Origin of the sequence: Anaerosporobacter mobilis DSM 15930 (assembly GCF_900142955.1) — a bacterium.
In the GTDB taxonomy this organism is placed as follows: Bacteria; Bacillota; Clostridia; order Lachnospirales; family Lachnospiraceae; genus Anaerosporobacter; species Anaerosporobacter mobilis.
Window position 1 is genome coordinate 488,986 of record NZ_FRCP01000005.1, and the last position, 23,219, is coordinate 512,204.

A 23,219-nucleotide genomic window follows, 5' to 3' on the forward strand; every position below is an offset into this window, starting at 1 on the left:
TCTTCTTATGTAGTAGCACATTCTAAAACAGTAATATACACGGTATAACGCTAGTTAAGATTCTGTGCTCGTTTTAATTCGGAATACAAAATAATAGAAATGGCCCAGTGCCACACAAACAATAACTACTCGCCCATACCAAACTGGACAAAGTAAAAATCCAATAATAAATATAACACCAAGCATTACTAATGTAGTTATCTTAGACTTATACGTCATAGTCTTATTCTTAACCACCTGAACTATGTGCTTCTGGTAAAAAGCTGTGGATATAAACCACTTATGAAATCGTTCTGATCCTTTTGCAAACAATACTGTCGCAAGTAATAAAAAAGGAGTTGCCGGAACAAAAGGTAATACTACACCAATAGCACCCAACCCCACACATACAAACGCCAAACCTACACATATACTATTCATTAACCGCTTCATTTAACCAAAAGCTCCTTTCCAAATATGATACTATATGCATCACTTCTTCCTCGTTGTAATACCTACACTAGTTAATTCTTCAACGTTACCTAAAACTAATCACAGTTAGTTAGTATATACTAACGATTATGTATTGTCAATCATTAATAACCAGGTTTTTGGCTATAATTACTCTTATTGTCGTACTTTCTTAAGAAATGAAAGAAAAAAAGGGAATGTTGCAGAATGATTAAAAAATCAATCTTACAACATTCCCTTACATTTTATTGTAGAAAATGAATCTCCATACGATCAAAAGTACCTGTTACGTATCTAAACTGAACGATTTCGACCTAGATGAAGCACCTGTTAAACTCCATGAAAAATTCAATCTAGAATAATATATCTGACTTTTTACTAAGTAATCTACCACCATTGATAATAGTAGTAACACCTACTCCAATACCAAATACAATAATACATATACCGAATACTAAATTACTAGTACCTACTGACTTCATAGTCTTATATATTCTTTCACTCATCTTCATTCCTCCAATCTATCAATAGAAGTTATTCCCTTACACCGTACTGCTCATAGTATGCATCAATTGCTTCTTTTAATGTATCATCAATGATAATTTTACCATTATATGGTTTATTATACAAGTGTTCCACAACTTCTTCCATGGTAACAATCGCTGTTGTTTTTAGACCATATGTCTCTTCTATCTCATGTAGTGCACTCTTCGTCCCTTGACCACGTTCCATTCTATCAACAGATACTACAAGACCAAGTACATCTACATCACCTTGTGCTTTAATAATCGGTAAAGTCTCTTGGATAGAAGTTCCTGCTGTAGTCACGTCTTCAATAATAACAACTTTATTCTTGTCCACGATAGGACTTCCAAGTAGGATACCCGTATCTCCATGATCCTTAACTTCTTTACGATTAGAACAATATCCGATATCTACGCCATAATGTTCACTGATTGCCATAGTAGTAGCTACACTAAGAGGAATACCTTTATAAGCAGGTCCAAAGAGAATATCAAAGTCAAATCCGAATTTGCTTTCAATTGCTTTTGCATAATATTCACCTAATTTACGCAATTGTGCCCCCTTACGGTAAAATCCAGTATTAACAAAGAATGGAGTCTTTCTTCCACTTTTGGTAACGAAATCACCAAACTTTAATACTCCACAATCAACCATAAATTCAATAAACTCTTTCTTATATTGTTCCATTGTATATCCTCCTGTTTTTAGATGCTTTTTTGTTCCAATACAATTCGTTGAATACTCTTAACTGATAGAAAATACTTCTCAGATAACTCGTTGGTAGTTAAACCATTCCTATAATCTATATATATCTCTCGGTTTCTTGCCTTCGTCATTTCGCGAAACCTAGTATTTTCACCCCATGATTTATAATTTTCCTTCTTCCTTGGGATATATAAACACTGTCCATCTGCGTACTTTTGAACAAGTTCTAATACTTCTTTCGGTAATATTAATTCTGCCTTTATATAGCTCACTTGTGCTCCTCCCAATTGCTATATTATCTTGGAATCGAGCAAAGGCTATTTTTTATAGTATTTTATGCAATAGCCTTTGCTATGCACACTTAACTGTTGTCATACACAACCCTCCTTTAAGAGCTATAACATTCGTCCTATTTCACACAACCAATAAGAGAATTGATATCCCCTATATTATTCTTCTTAAGATACGCTTCTAAACCTTGTACAATTTCTATTGTTGCCAATGGATTAGCAAAATTGGCTGTACCTACTGATACTGCTGATGCTCCTGCCATTATGAATTCCAAAGCATCTTCTACATTCATAATACCACCCATTCCTATAATTGGCAAGTTTACTGCATTCGCAACTTGATAGACCATACGAATGGCAATTGGCTTAATAGCAGGGCCTGATAATCCACCAGTTTTATTCGCAAGCACGAAGTTTCTTCTATTCACATCAATCTTCATACCTGTAATTGTATTAATTAAGGACAATACATCTGCACCACCAGCTTCTGCTGCCTTTGCTGTTTCTGTAATATCCGTAACGTTTGGACTTAACTTCATGATAATTGGCTGTTTTGCTACTTTCTTAACTGCGCGGGTGATATCTTCTACACTTTTTGGATTTTGACCAAAAGCAATACCACCTTCCTTTACGTTTGGACAGGATATATTGATTTCCAACATATCAACTGCCTCATCCGCTAATCGTTCTACAACTTCAACATAATCGCTTGTTGATCTACCGCATACATTTACTATAACTTTTGTATCATATTTCTTAAGAAAAGGTAAATCTCTTTCAACGAACACGTCAATACCAGGATTTTGTAATCCTACTGCATTCAGCATCCCACCGTATGTTTCCGCAATTCTTGGGGTGGCATTACCCTCCCATGGTACATTTGCTACACCTTTCGTAACCACTGCACCCAAACGATTTAAATCAACGTAATCACTATATTCAATTCCAGATCCAAATGTACCAGAGGCAGTCATTACTGGATTATTAAGTTCAACACCAGCCAAATCAACTTTTAGATTCATTATAGTTCTACCTCCTGCGCATAGAATACCGGACCGTCTTTACATATTCTTGTATTATGAACATGGGTATGATGATCAACCTCTTTTGTCTTACATACACAAGCAAGACATGCCCCGATACCACATGCCATTCTTTCTTCTAGAGAAAGTTGTGCTTTAATTCCATGTTCTAATGCATATGCCTTAATACCACGTAACATTGGCGTTGGTCCACAAGCAAAGATAATATCTGCATCGATTGCATGTTCACGAATTGCATCGATAACATTTCCTTTTATACCTGTACTTCCATCTTCAGTCGCAACATATACATCTCCATATGGTTCAAATTCTTTGTCCATGAATGTAACATCTCGATACCCTAGTACAATGCTTTTCTCTATATCAAGTTGTTTTGCTAACTCTAACATAGGAGGAATTCCAATTCCACCACCAATTAAGATTGCCTTTTTCCCTTCTAGGGTAAATCCGTTGCCAAGTGGTCCCATTATCACCACATCATCACCTACTTTATATGTAGCGATTTCCTTTGTTCCTTCACCAATTAAACGAAATACAAATCGTAATGTACCTTCGCTATGATTAATTTCACAGATACTAATTGGCCTTGGTAATAGGCGACTTCCATCTTTACAATAGAACGAAACAAATTGTCCTGGTTTTGAAGCCATCGCAATTTCTTCATCTTTGAGCCACATACTGACAATATCATCTTGTAACTTAACTACACTCGTTATCACGGCCGTATTTCTGAAATTCTCTGCCACTACATTGTACCTCTCTTTTCTGAAATCTAAGTATTTAGTTTATAACTTTGCTTTTCTTTAATTCTAAACTATTCTAACAAATAAATTTTGGTATATCAACTATAAATTCTCCAATTTTTTTCCCATCAATAGCTATATTTAAAACTAAAGGAGAAGCCTTTAGATAGTATCTATCCAATGACCTCTCCTTAACATACTACTTATTTAACCTCAACTGTCCAATTGAAGGTATCTTCTATATCACCTAACTGAATACCTGTAATCGTATCATAGATTCTTTGGCTAAGTTCTCCAATTCCACCGTCACTAACTTGCATTACATGATCTTCAAAACGAAGATGGCCTACTGGTGAGATAACTGCTGCTGTACCAGTACCAAATACTTCTTCTAACGAACCGTTATTAGAAGCTTCATACAATTCATCTACAGAGATTTTTCTTTCTTCTACTGGAACACCCCATGTTTTACATAATTCAATAACAGAATTTCTTGTAACACCTGGTAAGATACTACCATTTAACTTAGGCGTAACTACGGTTCCATTGATCTTGAAGAAAATATTCATGGCACCAACTTCTTCGATGTATTTTCTTTCAACGCCATCAAGCCATAATACTTGTGAATATCCATCATCATGTGCCTTCACTTGCGCAGCTAATGAAGCAACATAATTAGCCCCTGTCTTAGCTTCACCAACACCACCTTTAACAGCACGAACATATTCATCTTCAATCCAAATCTTAACCGGATTCAAGCCCTCTGGATAATATGCGCCAACTGGTGATAAGATAATAATGAACATGTACGTATCCGATGGGCGAACACCAAGGAAAGGATCAGTCGCGATAACAAATGGTCTAATATATAAAGATGTTCCTGGTTTTGTTGGAATCCATGCTTCATCAGTCTTAACAACCGCCTTAATTGCATCTAAGAAATCTTCTTCTGGAATCTCAGGAATACAGATTCTACGGTTTGTATTATTTGCTCTCTCAATATTCTTATTAGGACGAAATAATAACGTTCTTCCATCTTCTGTCTTGTATGCCTTCAAACCTTCAAACATCTCTTGTCCATAGTGGAATACCATAGCTGAAGGGTCTAAGCTAAGTGGTGCATATGGTACGATTCTTGCATCGTGCCATCCTTTACCTGTTTCATAGTTCATAATAAACATATGATCTGTGAAGATTGTACCGAATTTTAAAGGATTGTCTTCCTTAGGCAATTCTTTTGGTGCAGTTGTTTTCTCATATCTGATATTTAACATAGTCATTCACCTTCCTAATTGTGATTTATCCGTCGTTATGCCAATTCTGTACATGTTATGCGAATACTTTTAGTATATATTAGTCTTCTTAAAATCGAATTTCAATAGTTTCCCAACATTTTTTCGCATATCAATTGTTCATGGCTTATATTCATCATAGTTATGCGTTTACTTATTTTTGCTTCTCGTATTTGATAAACCAGTACTCCAAGTCATAATATGTTTGTTCTTCGGATTGTTCCGTAATTTTCCACTCTGGCATCTCATCTAGATTTGGAAAATACGTATCTGCTTCATACGCATAATCAATCTTCGTTATATGTGCAACATCACAATATGGAAGCATTTGATGATAAATCGAATCCCCACCAATTACAAAAACATCTTCAGTCTTATAGCCCTTAACTAACTCTAAAGCTTCTTCTATACTACCTACAACGGTCGCTCCATCAACTTTATAATCTGCTTTTCTTGTTATAACAATATTGGTACGGTTTGGTAGTGGTTTGCATTGTGGAAAGCTTTCTAGTGTTTTACGTCCCATAATAATCACTTTTCCCGTAGTTTCTTGGCGAAAGAATCGTTGATCTGCAGGGATTCTAACAAGTAAATCATTCTTATTCCCAATAGCCCAATTCTTATCTACTGCTACAATTAAATTCATCTTCTTGTTCCTTTCTTTGTTTGGCAATCCTCATGTTACCAGTGCTCCACTTTGCTAACAATTACACAGCAACTGGAATATTCTCAACCTTAGGTCCTGTCACATAGTTATCAAGACGGAAGTCATCTACTGTAAATTGATAGAAGTCTTTAATCTCTGGATTCATATAGAAGGTTGGTGCATCATAAGTTGGTCTTGTTATTAATTCTTCGATAATTGGTATATGACGGTCATAGATATGAGCATCGGCGATTACATGAACTAATTCTCCAACTTCCATATCACATACCTGCGCTAACATGTGAATAAGAACTGCATATTGGCAAACATTCCAGTTATTGGCTGCAAGAATATCTTGTGAACGTTGATTAAGTATGCCATTCAGATACATCTTACCATCTTTCTTCTTCGTTACATTGAAGGTCATGCTGTATGCACATGGATATAGATGCATCTCATGTAAATCCGCATGTACGTAGATATTCGTCATAATACGACGGCTATAAGGATTATTCTTGAGATCATAGATAACACGATCTACTTGATCCATCATTCCTTCTTTATATTGATGTTTTACTGACAACTGATATCCATACGCTTTTCCTATAGAACCTGTCTCATCCGCCCAACTATCCCATATCTTACTATTCAAATCATTAACATTGTTCGATTTCTTTTGCCAAATCCATAGCATTTCATCGATACAACTCTTAATGGCTGTTCTTCGAAGTGTTATAGCAGGAAATTCTTTTGATAAATCATAACGGTTTACAACTCCGAATTTCTTAATTGTATAAGCAAAGGAACCATCTTCCCATTTCGGACGAACCTTCTCTCCTTCTGTGCTCACGCCATTTTCTAATATATCTTTACACATATCTATAAATAAATTGTCCGCTAAACTCATTTGCATCCTCCTTAATTACTCTAATTATAACTATTTGATATTACTATCTGCTTAGTATTATCTTTTGCTTAGTATTACCTTCTGCTTAAAGTTCTCTAATTATTCTAAAGTATCTATCTACAAAATACAAGTACTACTTACTGTATATTATAACGAATGAAGATTGAAGCTTACCACATTCTGGTGCTAAACGTGATCTCATTTGAGATATTTATCTGTGTACATATAAAAAACAGGCTTTTGCATAATAAAAACCACAAAAGCCTGTTCGTCTCTATACTGTTAAGCAATTCTCTTCAGCAAAACGCTTAATGTTTGAAGCATTCACATATTTCTTAATTTCTCCATCTTTGACTTCAACCAATGTTGGTGCTTGCATAATGCCAAGTTCAGATGTTATTTCCATGTTCTCCTCTGCGTCTACTACCTTAAAAGCCACCCCTTCAAGGTATGTTTTAGCCATGGCACAATTCGGACAAGTCTTCGTTGTAAACAAGTATAATCCATCATTAGATGCATCACTATTCTCATTAGATTCTAGTGTCATACAACTTTTTGTAGTAACTTCCTCTTCTTCCTTATGAACACCACGGTTTGTTACATGAAAGGAACTTCCTGGATTATATAGTTTACGATTTACATATTCTTGTGATTTTCCTTCATTCCAGTTTTGTACTGGTCGATAGTAGCCTGTAATACGGCTATACACTTCCGCCTTCTCTCCACATTCTGGACAAGTGAAATGTTCTCCACTAAGGTATCCATGGTGCTTACAAATTGAATAGGTTGGAGACATTGTATAGTAAGGTAATTTATAATTAGTTGCAATGGTACGAACTAGTTTCGCAGCTGCTTCCCAGTCTGGAAGTTTCTCTCCTAAGAATGCATGGAATACTGTTCCTGATGTATATAATGTCTGCAAACCATCTTGAATATCTAATGCTGAGAAGATATCATCTGTATAATCAACTGGTAGATGTGAACTGTTTGTATAGTAAGGAGTATCTCCCTCATTACCAGCAGTCTTAATATCTGGCCAACGTTTCCTATCATGTTTTGCAAGACGATACGATGTTGATTCCGCTGGAGTTGCCTCTAGATTATACAAATCTCCATACTCAACTTGGTACTCAGATAAACGTTCTCTCATATGGTTTAATACTTTAGCTGTGAAGTCTTGTGTTTCTTTACTTGTCATATCTTTTCCTAACCAACGAGCATTTAAACCAACTTCATTCATACCAAGAAGGCCAATTGTAGAGAAATGATTCTCAAAAGATCCAAGGTATCTCTTTGTATATGGGTATAAGCCTTCCTCTAATAATTTAGAGATAACCTTTCTCTTAATCTTTAACGAACGTGCTGATAGATCCATCATTCGATTCAAACGTTTGAAGAATTCATCTTCATTCTGCGCTAGATATGCAATACGTGGCATGTTAATTGTAACTACACCCACACTTCCAGTACTTTCTCCTGAACCAAAGAAGCCACCCGTTTTCTTTCTCAACTCTCTAAGATCAAGACGTAAACGACAGCACATAGAACGAACATCACTTGGTTCCATATCGCTATTGATATAATTTGAGAAATATGGCGTACCATATTTGGCAGTCATCTCGAATAATAATTTATTATTTTCTGTTTCTGACCAATCAAAATCACGAGTAATAGAATATGTAGGGATTGGGTATTGGAAACCACGTCCATTCGCATCACCTTCAACCATGATCTCGATGAAGGCTTTATTAACCAAATCCATCTCTTTCTTACAATCCTTATATTTGAAATCCATCTCTTTACCACCCACAATACAAGGGAGCTCTGCTAAATCATTCGGAACAGTCCAATCAAGAGTGATGTTTGAGAATGGGGCTTGCGTTCCCCAACGGCTAGGTGTATTCACACCGTAGATAAAAGATTGTATACATTGCTTTACTTCTCTATATGATAAGTTATCTATTTTAACGAAAGGAGCCAAATACGTATCAAAGGAGGAAAACGCCTGCGCACCTGCCCATTCATTTTGCATTATTCCAAGGAAATTAACCATTTGATTACATAATGTAGATAAGTGGCTTGCAGGTGATGAAGTAATCTTACCAGGGATACCGCCTAGACCTTCTTTAATTAATTGTTTCAATGACCATCCAGCACAATATCCTGTCAACATAGATAGATCATGAATATGTATGTCTGCATTTTTATGTGCAGCTGCTATTTCTTCGTCGTACACTTCGGATAACCAATAGTTTGCAGTTATTGAACCTGAATTGTGAAGAATCAATCCACCAACAGAATAGGTAACTGTTGAATTCTCTTTTACTCTCCAGTCTTCTTCTTTCACATAACTATCAACAATTTCTTTGTAATCAAGAATTGTTGACTTCATGTTGCGGATTTTCTCACGACTTTTACGATATAGGATATATGCTTTTGCAACCTCCGTATATCCTGTTTGCTCCAATACATGTTCAACTGAATCTTGAATATCCTCCACATTAATTACGCCATCTTTTACTTTACTCTGAAAATCCGAAGTAACTCGTAGCGCTAAGAGATTAATGATATCTTCATTATAAAGCTTTTCTGTAGCATTAAAGGCTTTTGAAATCGCATCCGATATTTTTTTAATCGTAAATTCTGCAATTTCCCCATCTCTCTTAACAACATTAAACATAAAACCGTTCTCCCTTCGCAACTGATTTTTTCCATTCAACACCACTATATCTTGTGTATAATATAAAGCTCCCCAAGTAACATGCCTTATATTTGAAACAAAAAAACCGACAAGAAAATCTTTAATCTGTACATTTCGCTATTCCCTATATTAAAAATATATGTCATAGCTAAATGTAGCATCCTTGATTTTCCTATCGATTAAATTGTAGCAGAATTAAACTTCTAAGTCAAGCAATATATCCACCATATATATACACATTTTCGCACACAAACACCATATGTTGTGTTTTCAATGGTAACAAAAGACTATTTTTCTAGTTGCAAATATATCTCTTTTGGTACATATGCTTCTACATAAATACCCTCTGTTTGGTACTCTTCCTGTAGCAATTGCCCATATTTACGGATAGCTTGAATCTTACCAGCATCGGAATATGGAAAAACTTTTTCAATCAATATCTTGTGTTCCTTTAAAATTTCTTCGATTATATTTAATAGTTCATCCATTCCTTTACCAGTTTTAGCTGATATCTGAACAGTACGATCTGCCTTGAAATCCTTTAGAATTGGTTGCTCTTCTATTTTATCCATTTTATTAAAAGCTGTAATGATTGTTTTATCCCTAACGCCTAAATTTTCTAGCGTTTCATACACTACATGCATATGTTTATATGCTTCTGGATTGGAGCTATCCACCACATGTAAGATAATATCCGCATATTTTGCTTCCTCAAGGGTACTACGGAACGCATTAATCAAATGATGTGGTAATTTGCGTATAAATCCTACCGTATCTGTAAGAAGAATCTGTTGACCACTTTCAAGCTTAAGATTTCTAGTCGTTGGATCTAGTGTCGCAAACAGCTTGTCTTCAGATAATACACCTGCACTTGTTAATGTGTTCAACAACGTAGACTTACCAGCGTTGGTATAACCTACAATTGCAATAACAGGAGCCGGATTCTTACTTCTTTGATGTCTTGTTGTTTCTCTTGTTCGTACTACATCGTCTAGTTCTCGATTCAATTGAGAGATGCGATCCCTAATCAAACGACGATCCATCTCTAACTTCTTCTCACCTGGACCTTTCGTACCTATTCCACCACCAAGTCTTGATAATGAACTTCTAAGACCAATCAAACGTGATGAACGATATTTTAATTGTGCTAACTCAACTTGAATCTTACCTTCACGTGTTGAGGCTCTCTGTGCAAATATATCAAGAATTGTAACCGTACGGTCCATTACTTTGATCTGAAGAGCTTCCTCTAAGTTCTTAAGTTGCGCAGGTGATAATTCATCATCGCATACAACACCTGTCGCATCTAAGTCCTGTGCTAGCAATCTTACTTCTTCAATCTTACCTTTACCGATATACGTACCCGGATGGACACTCTCACGATTCTGAATTACCTTCGCAATTGTCTCTGCTCCAGCTGTCTTTATTAATTCTTCTAACTCGTCTAACGATTCTGCAGTATCATCACCATCACTGGTTGCAACACCTACAAGAATCATACGCTCTTCTTGTTCTTTTATTTCAAATGTTTCCGCCATGTTAATACCATGCCCTTTCTATAACCTACTTCGTGTTATCTATGAGGGCGTTTTCCTGTCTGGTTTTAAGGAATTCAATTTCCTTTGTCATGCCCTCATCTTCTGGATATTCTTTTAGATATTTCTTCGCTTTTTTATATGCTTGCTCGAAATCACCTTGATGCTCAAGGGCAATAATCTCATTATATTTCAGTGGTTGCATAATAGCGCTATCATTCAGTTTGATTCCCTCTTCGAACGCCTTCAGGGCCTGTTCATAGTTTTCCGACTGAAGATAAGCTTCGCCTAGTTGATTATAAACAACTGCAGATTTTAGATTTGGCGTATTCTGAATATACTGCTCATAATTAGATACTGCGGTCTCATACTCTTTTTCCGACATAGCAATTTCACCAAGGTAGAAATACGCACCAGTAAATCCATTCTCTATAGCGGTAGCTAATTCTCCTTTTGCTACATCGTTATTACCTTGATAGAAATGCAATATTGCCACATTATAATAGTCCTCTTTGGATTCTGTCTTAATCGCTAATGCATTCTTAAGAACTTCTTCTGCACCAGTACTATCACCTTGTTGTAATAGGATGGCATACTTTCCAAAGTAGTATTCATAATTATCTTTATCAAAAGAAATTGCCTTATCAAAGTCCGCAACAGAACCTTCAAGTTCACCCATCTGTCCTTTTAATACTGCACGCTTATAATAAGCATCGCTTTGTTTCGGCTTCTTCTCAATAATCTTAGTATATGTTGCAATTGCTCCTTCTTGATCCAAGGTTTTTGTTTGTGCATCACCAAGATAGAATAGAATATCCAAATCAAGATCAGTACGTTCCGAAATCTTTAGCGCTTTTTTGAATTCTTTTATAGCAGACGCATAATCCGCCGAATCATAATAAGCTATCCCTATACCACGATAAGCCATCTTATTATTCTCTCTAACAATCTTATTATCTTTATTAAGGATTGCTTTGTTAAACTGGATTAAGGCTTCCTCATAATTACCACACTGAATAAGTGTCATACCATAATCAATGTAATACTCCGCCTTATTCGGATTCTTCGTTACTGCCTCTTTCAGACTTTCACTTGCTTCTTCGTATTTCTGTGCTTTGTATTGTTTCATTCCTTCTTTATAATAATCACTAGCACTCTTATTGCCGCTACAACCAGTAACTGCAAGCATAAGTACCATTGATGCTAAAACCACTTTGCCCCGTCTTAATCGAACCATAATGACGCAATACCTCCGTATTTTAATTTTCCAAATTATAACTGCTTCAGATCAAGTTCCTTGACCATGTTACGGTCTTACACTTCGTGTAACCCCTAGCTCTAGAACTCCGTTCTATCGCTAACTTGTCGGGTGAAATCAAATAGTTAGACTTGTTAACTTATGACTCCTTTAGGTCAAGTTACTTGACCATGTTACGGCATTACACTTCGTGTAACCCCAAGCTCTAGAACTCTGTTCTATCGCTAACTTGTCGGGTGAAATCAAACAGTTAGACTTGTTAACTTATGACTCCTTTAGGTCAAGTTACTTGACCATGTTGCGGTCTTACACTTCGTGTAACCCCTAGCTCTAGAACTCCGTTCTATCGCTAACTTGTCGGGTGAAATCAAACAGTTAGACTCGAGAAATTACTTTATAATTTCCCTCGTTAACTTATGACTCCTTTGGAGTTACGGTCTTACACTTCGTGTAACCCCTAGAATCGACTACGCCGATTCTCATAAGTTACATTATAATTTGTACCGAGTATAATTGCAAGCTATGGTTTACTGTAGCTGGTCTAAGGCTTCCACCAGCTCTTCCCATTCTCTTTCTTTCTCATCAATCTGGTTCGTTAATATTTCTAGCTTCTTATAATCCGACCCGTTTTCCTCTTTTAGAATTTCATCTTTTAACTCTTCCATCTCCTCTTCACATATAGCTATCTTTTCTTCCAGCTTAGCAATCTGGCGTTTTCTCTTTGCTTCTTCCTTACCAGGATTCGATGAGTCCTTCGGATTGTCTATGCGATTGCCAACGGTACCACCAACAGATGCTTGCGTTTTCAGTTTTCTGCTTGCTTCTTTTGCTTTACTTTCTAAAACTATCACTTCTTTTTTCTGTCTTTCTATTACATACTCTTCATACCCACATGGATAATAGACAACTTGATCTCCTTCAAACACAAGCATCGCCGTTGCAACCTCTTTTATAAAGAAGCGGTCATGAGATACAAATAATACAGTTCCTGTATAGGCCCTTAGCATACTCTCTAGCGCTTGCTTCCCTATCATATCCATATGATTCGTAGGTTCATCTAATATCAGGTAATTCGGTTGTTTCTTGAATATCTTAAGAAGTGCAAGTCGTACCTTCTCACCTCCGGATAACTGGTTGATCTTCTTGAACACATCATCTCCGGAGAATAAGAAATGTCCTAATGCAGTTCGCACTTGTGTCTGCTTCAAATTAGGATAAGCGTTCCAGAAATCATCAAGTACTGTTTCTTCACTAGAATACTGTGCCATTTGCTGTTCAAAATATCCCAGCTCCACATCAATACCATACTCGTACGAACCTTTTAGTGCTGGTATTTGTCCAACTAACGTCTTTAATAGGGTTGATTTTCCTTTCCCATTTTCACCTATAACTGCAATCTTTTCACCTTTTATAACATCTAGATTAACGGTGCTAAGAATATGGTCATAGCCGATGCCTAGTTTCTTAATTCTCATTACCTCTTTATGAGATTCGATTCGTGGAGAAAACTGAGCATGGAACGCTTTCGTATCAAATCTGGTTGGTTTCTCTATTTTGTCCATATGCTCGATTGCCTTTAATTTGGACCTTGTCATAGCAACTTTCGTTGGTGTGTTCTTCCACTGTTCTACAAGTTTTTGCAATCTTGCAATTTCCTTTTGTTGTGCGATATAATCCTTCTCTTGTTTGTCTGTATCAAGACGCTTCCTTTGAATGAATGCACTATAATTTCCTGGATACCGTTTCATGTGTGTATATTCAATCTCATACGTAACATCAATGATATGGTCAAGAAACATACGATCATGAGAAACAATAACAACTGCTTTGTTGTAATTCTTAAGATATCCCTCTAACCACTCGATGGTTGGCATATCAAGGTGGTTTGTTGGCTCATCTAACAAAAGAATATCTGGCTTACTAAGTAGTAATTTGACGAATGCAATTCTCGTCTGTTGTCCACCCGATAATGCCATTACCTGTTTCTGCAAGTCTTCTAATGGAAATCCAAATCGTTGGAATATAGTCTCCATATCTTGCCTGAAGGTATATCCGCCTAAACTTTCATATAGACCAGATAGTTTCCCATACTCATTCAAGATTTTCTCAGAAGAATCCGTCGCCATTCTCTCTACAAGCTCATCCATTCGTCGCTTCATAAGTTGTATTGGTTCATACACCTTCATGATTTCTTCTTCAATTGATAAGGTATTGTCTGTGAAATCAATTTGTTTTAAGAAACCTATCTTCAAATCTCCCGCCATATAGATTCCACAATCTTCATCACTGTCTAGATTACTTAGTGATATATTTCCTGCAATAACATTCAGTAAAGTAGTTTTGCCACAGCCATTTCGGCCTACTATTGCAATCTTTTCATTATCTCTTATTTCAAAATTAATATTATCTAAGATGGTGGTTGCTGCAAACCGAACGATACCACCAATAATTTGATATTTCATCTGTATACCCATGCAAATCGCAATCCTTCTTGCGATACTGCTTTATAATTAAATGCAGTGCATGGCTCCTTTCTTAATCATTTATAACTTCACTATTTCATCAGCCAAATGTTCAACAAAAGCTTGATCGTGCTCCACCATAATAATTGTTGGTTTATATCTTTGGATTAGTTCCTCAATCTGAATGCGAGATAAGATATCTATAAAATTCAACGGTTCATCCCATACATAAAGATGTGCCTGTTCACATAAGCTTCTGGCAATTAAAACTTTCTTCTTCTGTCCTGCACTGAATTCCTCCATATTCTTATCAAGCTGTTCCCTAGTGAAATCTAATTTACGTAAAAATTGCTTAAATAAACTCTCATCAATTCCGCATTCTCTTGCATATTCTCTTAGATTTCCTTTTAAGAAGGAGGAATCTTGCGGTACATAGGAGATTATTACACCGCCAGGTACAATCATCGTTCCTGTCATTGTAATCTCTTCTCCCATGATTTTTTTTAGTATTGTAGATTTTCCACTACCATTTCTACCTTGTAAGGCAAGGCACATTCCTGTCTTCACTTGAAAATTCACACTTTCACAAACTATTTTTTCGTTATATGCAAGCGATAAATCTTTGGCCTCTACAACAACGCTTTGGTGATACTTAAGCGGTTTTAGAATAATCTCCTCTTTCTCTTCAATATTCTTTAGTAATCCCGCTTTTTCATCTATCTCTTTTTCTTGTCTGCGTTGTAGGTTTTTTCTCCTTTGTTGCATCCGTTTGGACTTTTCTCCAACAAATGCTCTTGTATCAATACATTTCTCATATTTCTCCGACTTGGCACCAATCTTCGTTGATTCTACTTCGTCTGCCCATCTCTTCGATTGGGTTGCCGCTTGCTTCAAACGATTGATATCCTTTTTAAGTCGTTCGTTTTCCGCTAACTCATACGCATCTTGCCTTGATTTATTAGTAAACCAAGTAGAATAATTTCCTTGTACAACTTCAATATTGGTACGATTAATGGATAATACATGGTCGATACACCCATCCAAGAGATTTCGATCATGTGAGACAAGAATAAATCCTTTCTTTTTATTTAAATATTCTTTTACAATCTCCCTTGTTTCTAAGTCTAGGTGATTTGTTGGTTCGTCAATTAACAAAAAGTGATTTTCCTTAGAAAATAAAATTCCTAATAGTACTTTTGTCTGCTCCCCATAACTTAACGTCTCAAATGGTCTCTCCCATATATCATCACTAACATGTAGTAAGGTTAACTCTCTACAAACTTTCCAAAATTCATAATCAGGATTAATGCGTTCTAATACCCTTAAGGTCGATTCAGTTTGGTCCTTTACTTCATAAGGAAAATAATCGAACATAACGGAAGCGTCTATTGTCCCTGTATATTCATATTTACCCAGTAAAAGATTAAGGAATGTTGTCTTTCCTCTACCATTCCTTCCAATAAACCCCAGCTTCCAGTTCGTATCAATTTGAAACGAAACCTGATCAAATATTTCATCGTAACTTCCTTCGTAATAAAAGGAAAGATTGTTTACTTGTATTAATGACATAATGACTCCAATCTGTACACGGTCTATCCCCGTGACATGCCATTAGCAAGGTGTTTTGATAGCTATAAGTTTCAATGTCTTATAACACAAAAAAGACGCGAGGCAAATACCTAGCGTCTTTTTATCAACATAAAAGCGTAAATTAATCTTATGTACGTCACACAATACTAGATAATCTTATTCCGATTATCTAATACAAGTATATAAAACATAAGATACTCGCATTATTTATCTAGTCGGATTTCACTCCAACCGGGATAGACAAAAGATACTATACTTGCTAAATGGCATTCAAAAAACATTGCATATACAAACTAACGTTGTTATGCTTCTGAATGTGTTGTTAAGTTTCCATTTAAATTAGCAAGTAATAATAATCATCTTCGTCCCTCCATACTATGTAAACAAATTCTTATTTATAGTTTACACTTAGCTTTCTTTTCATTTATATATGTATAATATCTTACGAATTCCCATCTGTCAACCATAATCTCCTTATTTTAGTAATATGTATCACTATACAAGCTTACATCTCATATAGTTTTAAAAACTGATAAACATGTCTCCTTATTATTTCTTGTGCTTCCTCTTCTTTACCATCTAACGAATCATATTGACATATCAATAGATAGATTGGGGCATAAAACTGTAATGCCATACTCTTAGCATCTAGTTTTTTCAACATGCCACGTTCCATTAATACATTGAATAATTCTTCTTGAAAGTTTAACGCATTTTCAAAATATATTTTCTTGAATGTATCGCCAATCACTTGATTTCGATATTGTTCCATCATTAATATTCTACGGAATTTGGACGTGTAAGGATCCTGAAGAAAATATAAGAATATCTTATATACAATCTCATAAAGTTTATCCGCTGTAATGTTCATATAAGAATCTACTACACTGGAAGCCTCTCCATGTGGGAGATGAAACAAGGACATTGCTTCATCATATCTAATCTCCATATACTTTACAATGGAATCAAAGATGTCTTGCTTACTCTTATAATGCTTATATATAGAACTGCCCTTTATGTTAACCGCAGCTGCAATATCCCGCATCGATACTCCTTCATAACCACTCTGTGAGAATAATTCAAGTGCCATATAAAGTATCTTTTCTTTGGTCCCCATTTCTTCAAAAGATTTCATACTATTCGTGTCTCCTTTTCTGAATGCATAGTTTCGCAATTGGCTAGTACTTGGTATTCATGAAACCCTCTACTATTTCTCTTTGTTCAAACAGTACACAGCCACCAACGTGTTCTTTCATCAGAATATTGTCTGCACGCAGTTTTTGAAACAAAGGTGATTGTAGTGTCTCCAATAGTGTATTGTCTCTAACATTCGTGTCCGAATATGGAGAGAACGGACACGGTTCTGCTCCACCCATTGCATTAATATGAAAGAATCCTCTTCCAGCTGCTAAACAACCTCCTGAAGTCTTTTCATCACCGGGGAAAGATACAAAAACCAGGTGCGGTTGTTCCACTCTAAGTTTTACCAGCCGTTGTTCCATCAATGTACGTTCCTTATCGTTAATGGCAAGCCCCTTTGTCTTCTCATCTACAGGAACAAACTCTACATAGATAACTACTTTAACACCCTTATCTACTAACATATCTGTAAAAACTTCACTCATTACCTCTTCAAGGTTACTCTTTGTTACTGTTACTGATACGCCATATAGAATTCCTTTCCTCTGTAGGTTCGTCATGTTCTCCTGCAAAGTCTCGTACATGCCAATTCCCCGTCGCATATCAGTCGCTTCTTTTTGCCCTTCTATGCTTAATATTGGTACTAAGTTCCGATTCTCATCAAACAGCTTCATATATTTTTCTTCAAACATGGTACCATTGGTAAAGACCGGGAATATGATATCTTTATGTTTTGCTGCCTCTTCTACCACATCTCTGCGAAGAAATGGTTCTCCCCCTGCTAACAAGATAAAGCTTACCCCTAAATCTTCAGCCTGTGAAAACACAGTATTCCATTCTTCATTCGTTAACTGTCCTAGGCTTACCACATCTGAGCAACATTGATTTGCCCTAGCATAACAACCAGCGCAATGAAGATTACATTGAGTAGTAATACTAGCAATTAAGAATGCTGGTATATGTATATTGCTCTCGTCATACTCTTTTCGTATCTTCGCCGCTTTCTTCGCTGATAACGTATATTTACCTAAGAATACAGATTCTTTTGGATTTTTCAAAGTCGCTTTCATTGCTCCCTTAATGATTCTCTCAATTCCACCGTATAAATATTCCCCCAAATTAATTTCTTGCATTGTAATACTCCTTTCCATATTAGAATTTACAATAAGTATTTTCATTTGCTAACACTTGTTAGCCTGATTATATAATAGCTAACAAGTGTTATCCTGTCAAGTACTATCTGTAAAGTAATTACTTCTATTTAGAAACTAATATTAAGTAATCTTGTTTTCGCATATCGTCCAGCACTCGTAATTGTTTTCTTGCTTAGATGATTATAATACCAACATCCTGATATCGGTATCCCCCCCTGTTCTCTACAGATATCCCCCAAATGATATTGCAAACTTCGGCCTACACCTTTTCTTCGTTTCTCTTCAATGGTAATCATTCCACATGCCAAATATCCTTTTTGAATCTGATTTGGCACAATCACTCCATATCCCAAAACCTCTCCTTCACTCTCTAATTGATATAAGGCATATCTTCCTTCTGTAAAGTCTTCTAAGGTGAAACTATCAAAGAAATCCCCTGTGGTTTCACGCATCTTTTGAATACATTCACTCTCGTGCACTCCAATCTGCTTAATACAATCTCTTGTAAACTCTGGTTCCCTGACCTTGTGCGGAATTGTTCCATCAAAGAAATACGCTTGCAGTTCAATCTTTTTATGTAAATCTATACAGATTGATAAGAATGCTTCATCACAAGTCGCTACAAATGCTCGAGTTAGATTGTGTTCTTTAAGTATCCTCTCTACTAGATCCCTTGCATATGGATAATACATTTCTTCCACATAAAACGAAGTAAGATAGGTATCGTCATTCCATAATAGCCTGGTTGAAAAACAACCACAAACCATATCTTCTCCCTCAGCCGATATCAGGTAAATGTCTCCCTTCAAGATATGTTCTTCCCAAAAGTCATCTACGACACCGGAGAAGGTCTGTATATACTTTTCATAAATTGGCATTGCTTCTTTCATCGATACTTTTTTTAAGTTAAAATTCATATAAATCACCCTGTCCCTTCAAAAGTCTGGCGGCTTTGTGCAAGTCAACTTGTTGACTTTTGGCACCAAATCGCCGTGTGTAAGATTCATCTTTCACACTATCTCTCTAAAATAAAAATGAAAAAACTACCATACAATAAGCATCCTGTATGCTCTTATAGTATGGTAGTTTGATTTATCGTTATAGACTCTTAAAAGAAAGCACGAATTCCAGACAGCAGAGTAAATCAATGTACATAGATACATAATTGCTCATGTGTGCAGTTTTACTGCGTGTATTTCATAAACCTATCACAGAAAATTCCGATGAATTCCCCATAACACGAAAAAGACACACCCTCGTGTGTCTTATACATTGCTTTCTATTCAGAATCAAATTCTAAGTTAAGAACATACATAAAGGATACTTTAACGTTAACATAAGTAACAACACTTATGTTAACATACCTATTCAGTTATCTGAATTGATCCTCTACACGTAACATATGTTCTCCTCCTTAGAGCCTAGAATTATTCATTGTGTTTGCTCTTCAATCAGATTAACATATAACCTCACATGTGTCAACAATTTCCATCTACAGTTTTTTCTTATTGAATACCATAATTGCTCCTAGTAAACTAAGTACCGTTAATATAATTGTAATACTTATTGAATAAACGAAATCTGCAATCGCCATCTCACTAGTTATTAATGACATATTGCCTGATGTAAGACGGATTGGATTAAATTCCTGCAACCTTGGAACCATGTTAATTAGAAATAGTGTAACTACTACACCTCCTACTAACAATAAACAGGCATAATTACTCCTAACGATTGCCCCCATAAGAAGTAGTATCGCAATCAAGAAGACCCCAAATAACCATAAGCACGCTACTGATTGTAAAATTTGTTCCAATCCATCAATATTCCAGTAATAAGCAGTATAGTATGTTGAAATCATAAAACATAGTGCTAAACTTATTGTCCACATGCATACAGACATCGTAAATTTAGAAAGAATAATTGTACTCCTCTTAAGGCCCTTTGTGACCATATTGACAAAAGTTCCTTTACTACATTCTCCCGTCATACCTCCGCTGAACATAATTACAAGAACAATCAACCCCATCTGTGGTACATTCTTATAAAATTGAAGCCACGAATCCATTGCTGTTGGTTCTGGAATTGTAATCGTAATCCCCTCTGTTGCTAAGCTAGACAGAAGTTCTGGTGTAATCTTCGCCGTTATAGGATTCATAATTCCAATAATAAAGAAAACTGCTAATAAGATGAAGAATCGATACGTACGAATGCTCTCCAGCCACTCCTTTTTTGTAAATGCTATATATGCTTTCATAGTTACTCCTTTACTCTTTCACGATTTCCATAAAAAGATCTTCAAGCGTCGGTTTTACACACATAAATTTAACTGGAACTATATCATTTTGAGCTAGAATTTGTAATGAAACTTTGGACAATTCATTCATGTTACTTGCCTTTAATTCAATTGCTAAAGGACTATCTTCTTTCCCCTTGAATACATTTGCTAGATCTTTCGCTTCCTTTTGAAAGCGTTTTAAATCCTCTATTTTAGAAAATTCTATCTCTATTCCTTCTTTCGCATGATTCGTTTTAATTGTTACCAAGTCCCCCTGCATTTGAATCTTTCCTTGATGTATTAATGCTATATTATCACATATTCGCTCCACATCAGAAAGAATATGTGTTGAAAACATTACCGTAGTCTTATCCTTAACCTTATACAAGATATCAAGAATTTCTTTCCTTCCAATTGGATCGAGAGCTGATGTTGGTTCATCACAGACCAATAGTTTGGGTTCACTTAATAATGCTTGTGCAATACCTAATCTCTGTTTCATTCCTCTAGAAAATCCTGCAATCTTCTTGTTTGCTTTCTCTAATCCTACTAGATCTAGTAACTCTTCCGTCCTTAACTTACATTCGTTCTTCTTCATCCCCGTGATTTCACCACACAAAGCAAGGTATTCCAGTGGCTTCATATAACCATAGAACTCTGGCACGTCTGGGAGATATCCTATGTAACGGTTTGTCTTAGTCTGACCATACGTTACCCGTTCTCCATTCACCATAACAACCCCTTGGTCAGCTTGTAGGAGTCCAAGAATAATCTTCATTGTGGTAGTCTTACCCGCACCGTTTTGTCCTAGGAAACCGAATACAGAATGTTCCGGCACATGAAAATTCACACCATCTAAGATTACCTGCTTACCAAAAGCTTTACTGACTTCATTAACTTCAAGAATATTCATCTATTCGTCTCCTCTTCCAAGCACGAAATAAACCACTGGTCCAAAAATCTGAATAACAACTACAATAATTGCCCACATCACTTTGTTTCCAAATCTATACGAGTTGTGACGCAATACATGTACTAGTGCCGTAATCATTAAAACCAATTCTACAATAATTAATGGTAATAACAATGGTAAATATTCTTGTAACTGTTCTAAACCTGTTGATAAATACATAAAAACACACTCCTTCATATATAATAATTTACTGTAACAACTCTAACTGTTTTATCATATTCTTGAACTCGCTTTGCTCCTTGATCCCAATAAAAATTGGATTATCTTTTATCGCTGCTATCATACTTGCCTTAACTGATTTTTCATCCCTTGGTGATACGGTACCTAAATCAAACAGATCAAATTTGTTCTCTACCATATCGAAGAACTCATCTCCTTGTAATCTTGCAGGGAATTCAAAGGATTTACAAACGCTAACATATTGATTAAGATAATCGATAGCAGCTTCTGTTTGACCTTGTTGTACGTATGCAGTAGCAATGATGTAATAGAAATTTACCATCATATTTGGATTTAGCTTCTCTAACTCAAAAGCATCTGCTATTTGCAGTGTTCTTTTTTTGATTTCTTCAAATCTATCTTTCTCTGTGATAAATAACATTATATATGAACTTAACTCATTAATGATATGCATCACATTCTCATAGATTCGAAACTGTAAGGTCTCGATAGCTTTATCTGTTTTTCCTAACATTAGATATGCATTGGCTAAAACTACTTCATCGGCTTGTGCTGGAACCATTGTGTCCTCTAGTAATTCAACAACTTCCAACGCTTTCGAGAGTACTAGATTCGCTGTTGCTTCTAGAGAATTAGCATTCCTCATTAATAAAGGATCTCCTGATTCCTCTTTAATGCGCTTACTTATATCTATTATCCTAGCAATCATTAAGTTTTTCAATTCCTCTGTTGGTGCTCCAATCCCATAATTGAGATATAATATTGCCAATTGTAATTGCAACTCGAAACAAGAATAGTATTTCTTACTAATCTTTTCACTTACTTCTAATGTCTTGATATAACCTTCATTTACGAATTGTTCCGATAGAGAAATATATACCTCATGAATAGCTTCCCTTGTTAACTGCGGAGAGTATCCCAGTAATTCATCGACTGATATATCAAAGAAAGTTGCAAGTACTGGTAAAATCGTAATATCTGGATAACTTTGTCCCGTCTCCCACTTAGAAACAGATGCTTTCGATACCCCCACATAACTAGCTAAATCTTCTTGTGTAATTCCTCTTTCTTTACGTTTCTCTATAATTTTCTTAGCAATATTAATTTCTTTCATATGAATCTAGTGACTCCTTTCCAAAGTCAAAGGCTTTGTAAATGTTGCGTAGGTCGATATATCCTATTGTACTACTTGAAGTAAGCACGAGGGACCTGCCTCCTTAATACGTATAGTTTTATTATACCTATAAACTACAAAAATACAATGGAATGGTAGTTGATTTCGGTTGATAAAGTTAACCATTAAGAAACTTTAGCGAACTTTCAGCCAACACAAAACTGCGGTTCAAT

Annotated in this window: 21 protein-coding genes; all 21 read right to left on the reverse strand. The window is 35.8% G+C overall.

Going from position 1 to position 23,219, the window contains the following annotated elements; all coding sequences use genetic code 11:
- Positions 1 to 54: 54 nt before the first annotated feature.
- Positions 55 to 432 (reverse strand): YbaN family protein, encoded by a 378-nt coding sequence (locus tag BUB90_RS23020; RefSeq protein ID WP_084139030.1) that lies wholly within the window; start codon positions 430 to 432, stop codon positions 55 to 57.
- 371 nt (positions 433 to 803) lie between these two features.
- Positions 804 to 956: a hypothetical protein gene (locus BUB90_RS23380; protein ID WP_170865423.1), complete on the reverse strand. Its 153-nt coding sequence runs from the start codon at positions 954 to 956 to the stop codon at positions 804 to 806.
- 28 nt (positions 957 to 984) lie between these two features.
- Positions 985 to 1,662 carry an orotate phosphoribosyltransferase gene (gene pyrE / locus BUB90_RS02070; protein WP_073282223.1) on the reverse strand — a complete coding sequence of 226 codons (678 nt, stop codon included), beginning with the start codon at positions 1,660 to 1,662 and terminating at the stop codon, positions 985 to 987.
- A 17-nt stretch (positions 1,663 to 1,679) separates the two neighbouring features.
- Positions 1,680 to 1,952, reverse strand: a complete 273-nt coding sequence (locus tag BUB90_RS02075) for a CD3324 family protein (RefSeq protein WP_073282226.1) — start codon at positions 1,950 to 1,952, stop codon at positions 1,680 to 1,682.
- A gap of 137 nt (positions 1,953 to 2,089) precedes the next feature.
- Entirely contained in the window at positions 2,090 to 2,992 is a 903-nt protein-coding gene (locus BUB90_RS02080) for a dihydroorotate dehydrogenase (protein WP_073282227.1), read from the reverse strand.
- On the reverse strand, positions 2,992 to 3,759 hold the full coding sequence (locus BUB90_RS02085; RefSeq protein WP_073282229.1) for a dihydroorotate dehydrogenase electron transfer subunit: 768 nt from the start codon (positions 3,757 to 3,759) through the stop codon (positions 2,992 to 2,994). Before BUB90_RS02085 ends, BUB90_RS02080 begins: the two co-directional genes overlap by 1 nt.
- A gap of 200 nt (positions 3,760 to 3,959) precedes the next feature.
- Positions 3,960 to 5,030, reverse strand: coding sequence for a branched-chain amino acid aminotransferase (locus BUB90_RS02090; RefSeq protein WP_073282231.1), 1,071 nt, complete (start codon positions 5,028 to 5,030; stop codon positions 3,960 to 3,962).
- A 172-nt stretch (positions 5,031 to 5,202) separates the two neighbouring features.
- Positions 5,203 to 5,694 carry a dihydrofolate reductase gene (locus tag BUB90_RS02095; protein ID WP_073282233.1) on the reverse strand — a complete coding sequence of 164 codons (492 nt, stop codon included), beginning with the start codon at positions 5,692 to 5,694 and terminating at the stop codon, positions 5,203 to 5,205.
- Positions 5,695 to 5,755: 61 nt separating this feature from the next.
- A complete protein-coding gene (gene thyA / locus BUB90_RS02100) occupies positions 5,756 to 6,601 on the reverse strand; it encodes a thymidylate synthase (RefSeq protein WP_073282235.1) in 846 nt (281 codons plus the stop codon).
- Between the two features lie 274 nt (positions 6,602 to 6,875).
- Positions 6,876 to 9,281, reverse strand: coding sequence for a ribonucleoside triphosphate reductase (locus BUB90_RS02105; RefSeq protein WP_073282237.1), 2,406 nt, complete (start codon positions 9,279 to 9,281; stop codon positions 6,876 to 6,878).
- A 308-nt stretch (positions 9,282 to 9,589) separates the two neighbouring features.
- Entirely contained in the window at positions 9,590 to 10,840 is a 1,251-nt protein-coding gene (gene hflX / locus BUB90_RS02110) for a GTPase HflX (RefSeq protein WP_073282240.1), read from the reverse strand.
- 25 nt (positions 10,841 to 10,865) lie between these two features.
- A complete protein-coding gene (locus BUB90_RS02115) occupies positions 10,866 to 12,074 on the reverse strand; it encodes a tetratricopeptide repeat protein (protein WP_073282242.1) in 1,209 nt (402 codons plus the stop codon).
- Between the two features lie 548 nt (positions 12,075 to 12,622).
- Entirely contained in the window at positions 12,623 to 14,569 is a 1,947-nt protein-coding gene (locus tag BUB90_RS02120; RefSeq protein ID WP_242952461.1) for an ABC-F family ATP-binding cassette domain-containing protein, read from the reverse strand.
- A 69-nt stretch (positions 14,570 to 14,638) separates the two neighbouring features.
- Positions 14,639 to 16,126, reverse strand: a complete 1,488-nt coding sequence (gene abc-f / locus BUB90_RS02125; protein ID WP_073282244.1) for a ribosomal protection-like ABC-F family protein — start codon at positions 16,124 to 16,126, stop codon at positions 14,639 to 14,641.
- Between the two features lie 526 nt (positions 16,127 to 16,652).
- Positions 16,653 to 17,282, reverse strand: a complete 630-nt coding sequence (locus BUB90_RS02130; protein ID WP_073282246.1) for a TetR/AcrR family transcriptional regulator — start codon at positions 17,280 to 17,282, stop codon at positions 16,653 to 16,655.
- Positions 17,283 to 17,325: 43 nt separating this feature from the next.
- The gene (locus BUB90_RS02135; protein WP_073282249.1) at positions 17,326 to 18,420 is read right to left on the reverse strand and encodes a radical SAM protein; all 1,095 of its coding nucleotides are present in this window, start codon (positions 18,418 to 18,420) and stop codon (positions 17,326 to 17,328) included.
- Positions 18,421 to 18,548: 128 nt separating this feature from the next.
- Positions 18,549 to 19,358, reverse strand: a complete 810-nt coding sequence (locus tag BUB90_RS02140) for a GNAT family N-acetyltransferase (RefSeq protein WP_073282251.1) — start codon at positions 19,356 to 19,358, stop codon at positions 18,549 to 18,551.
- Positions 19,359 to 19,933: 575 nt separating this feature from the next.
- Entirely contained in the window at positions 19,934 to 20,698 is a 765-nt protein-coding gene (locus BUB90_RS02145; RefSeq protein ID WP_073282253.1) for an ABC transporter permease, read from the reverse strand.
- 10 nt (positions 20,699 to 20,708) lie between these two features.
- Positions 20,709 to 21,632 (reverse strand): ABC transporter ATP-binding protein, encoded by a 924-nt coding sequence (locus BUB90_RS02150; RefSeq protein WP_073282255.1) that lies wholly within the window; start codon positions 21,630 to 21,632, stop codon positions 20,709 to 20,711.
- On the reverse strand, positions 21,633 to 21,851 hold the full coding sequence (locus BUB90_RS02155) for a PLD nuclease N-terminal domain-containing protein (RefSeq protein ID WP_073282258.1): 219 nt from the start codon (positions 21,849 to 21,851) through the stop codon (positions 21,633 to 21,635). It abuts the gene before it with no gap.
- Positions 21,852 to 21,879: 28 nt separating this feature from the next.
- Entirely contained in the window at positions 21,880 to 22,986 is a 1,107-nt protein-coding gene (locus BUB90_RS02160; RefSeq protein WP_073282259.1) for a helix-turn-helix domain-containing protein, read from the reverse strand.
- Between the last annotated feature and the right edge of the window lie 233 nt (positions 22,987 to 23,219).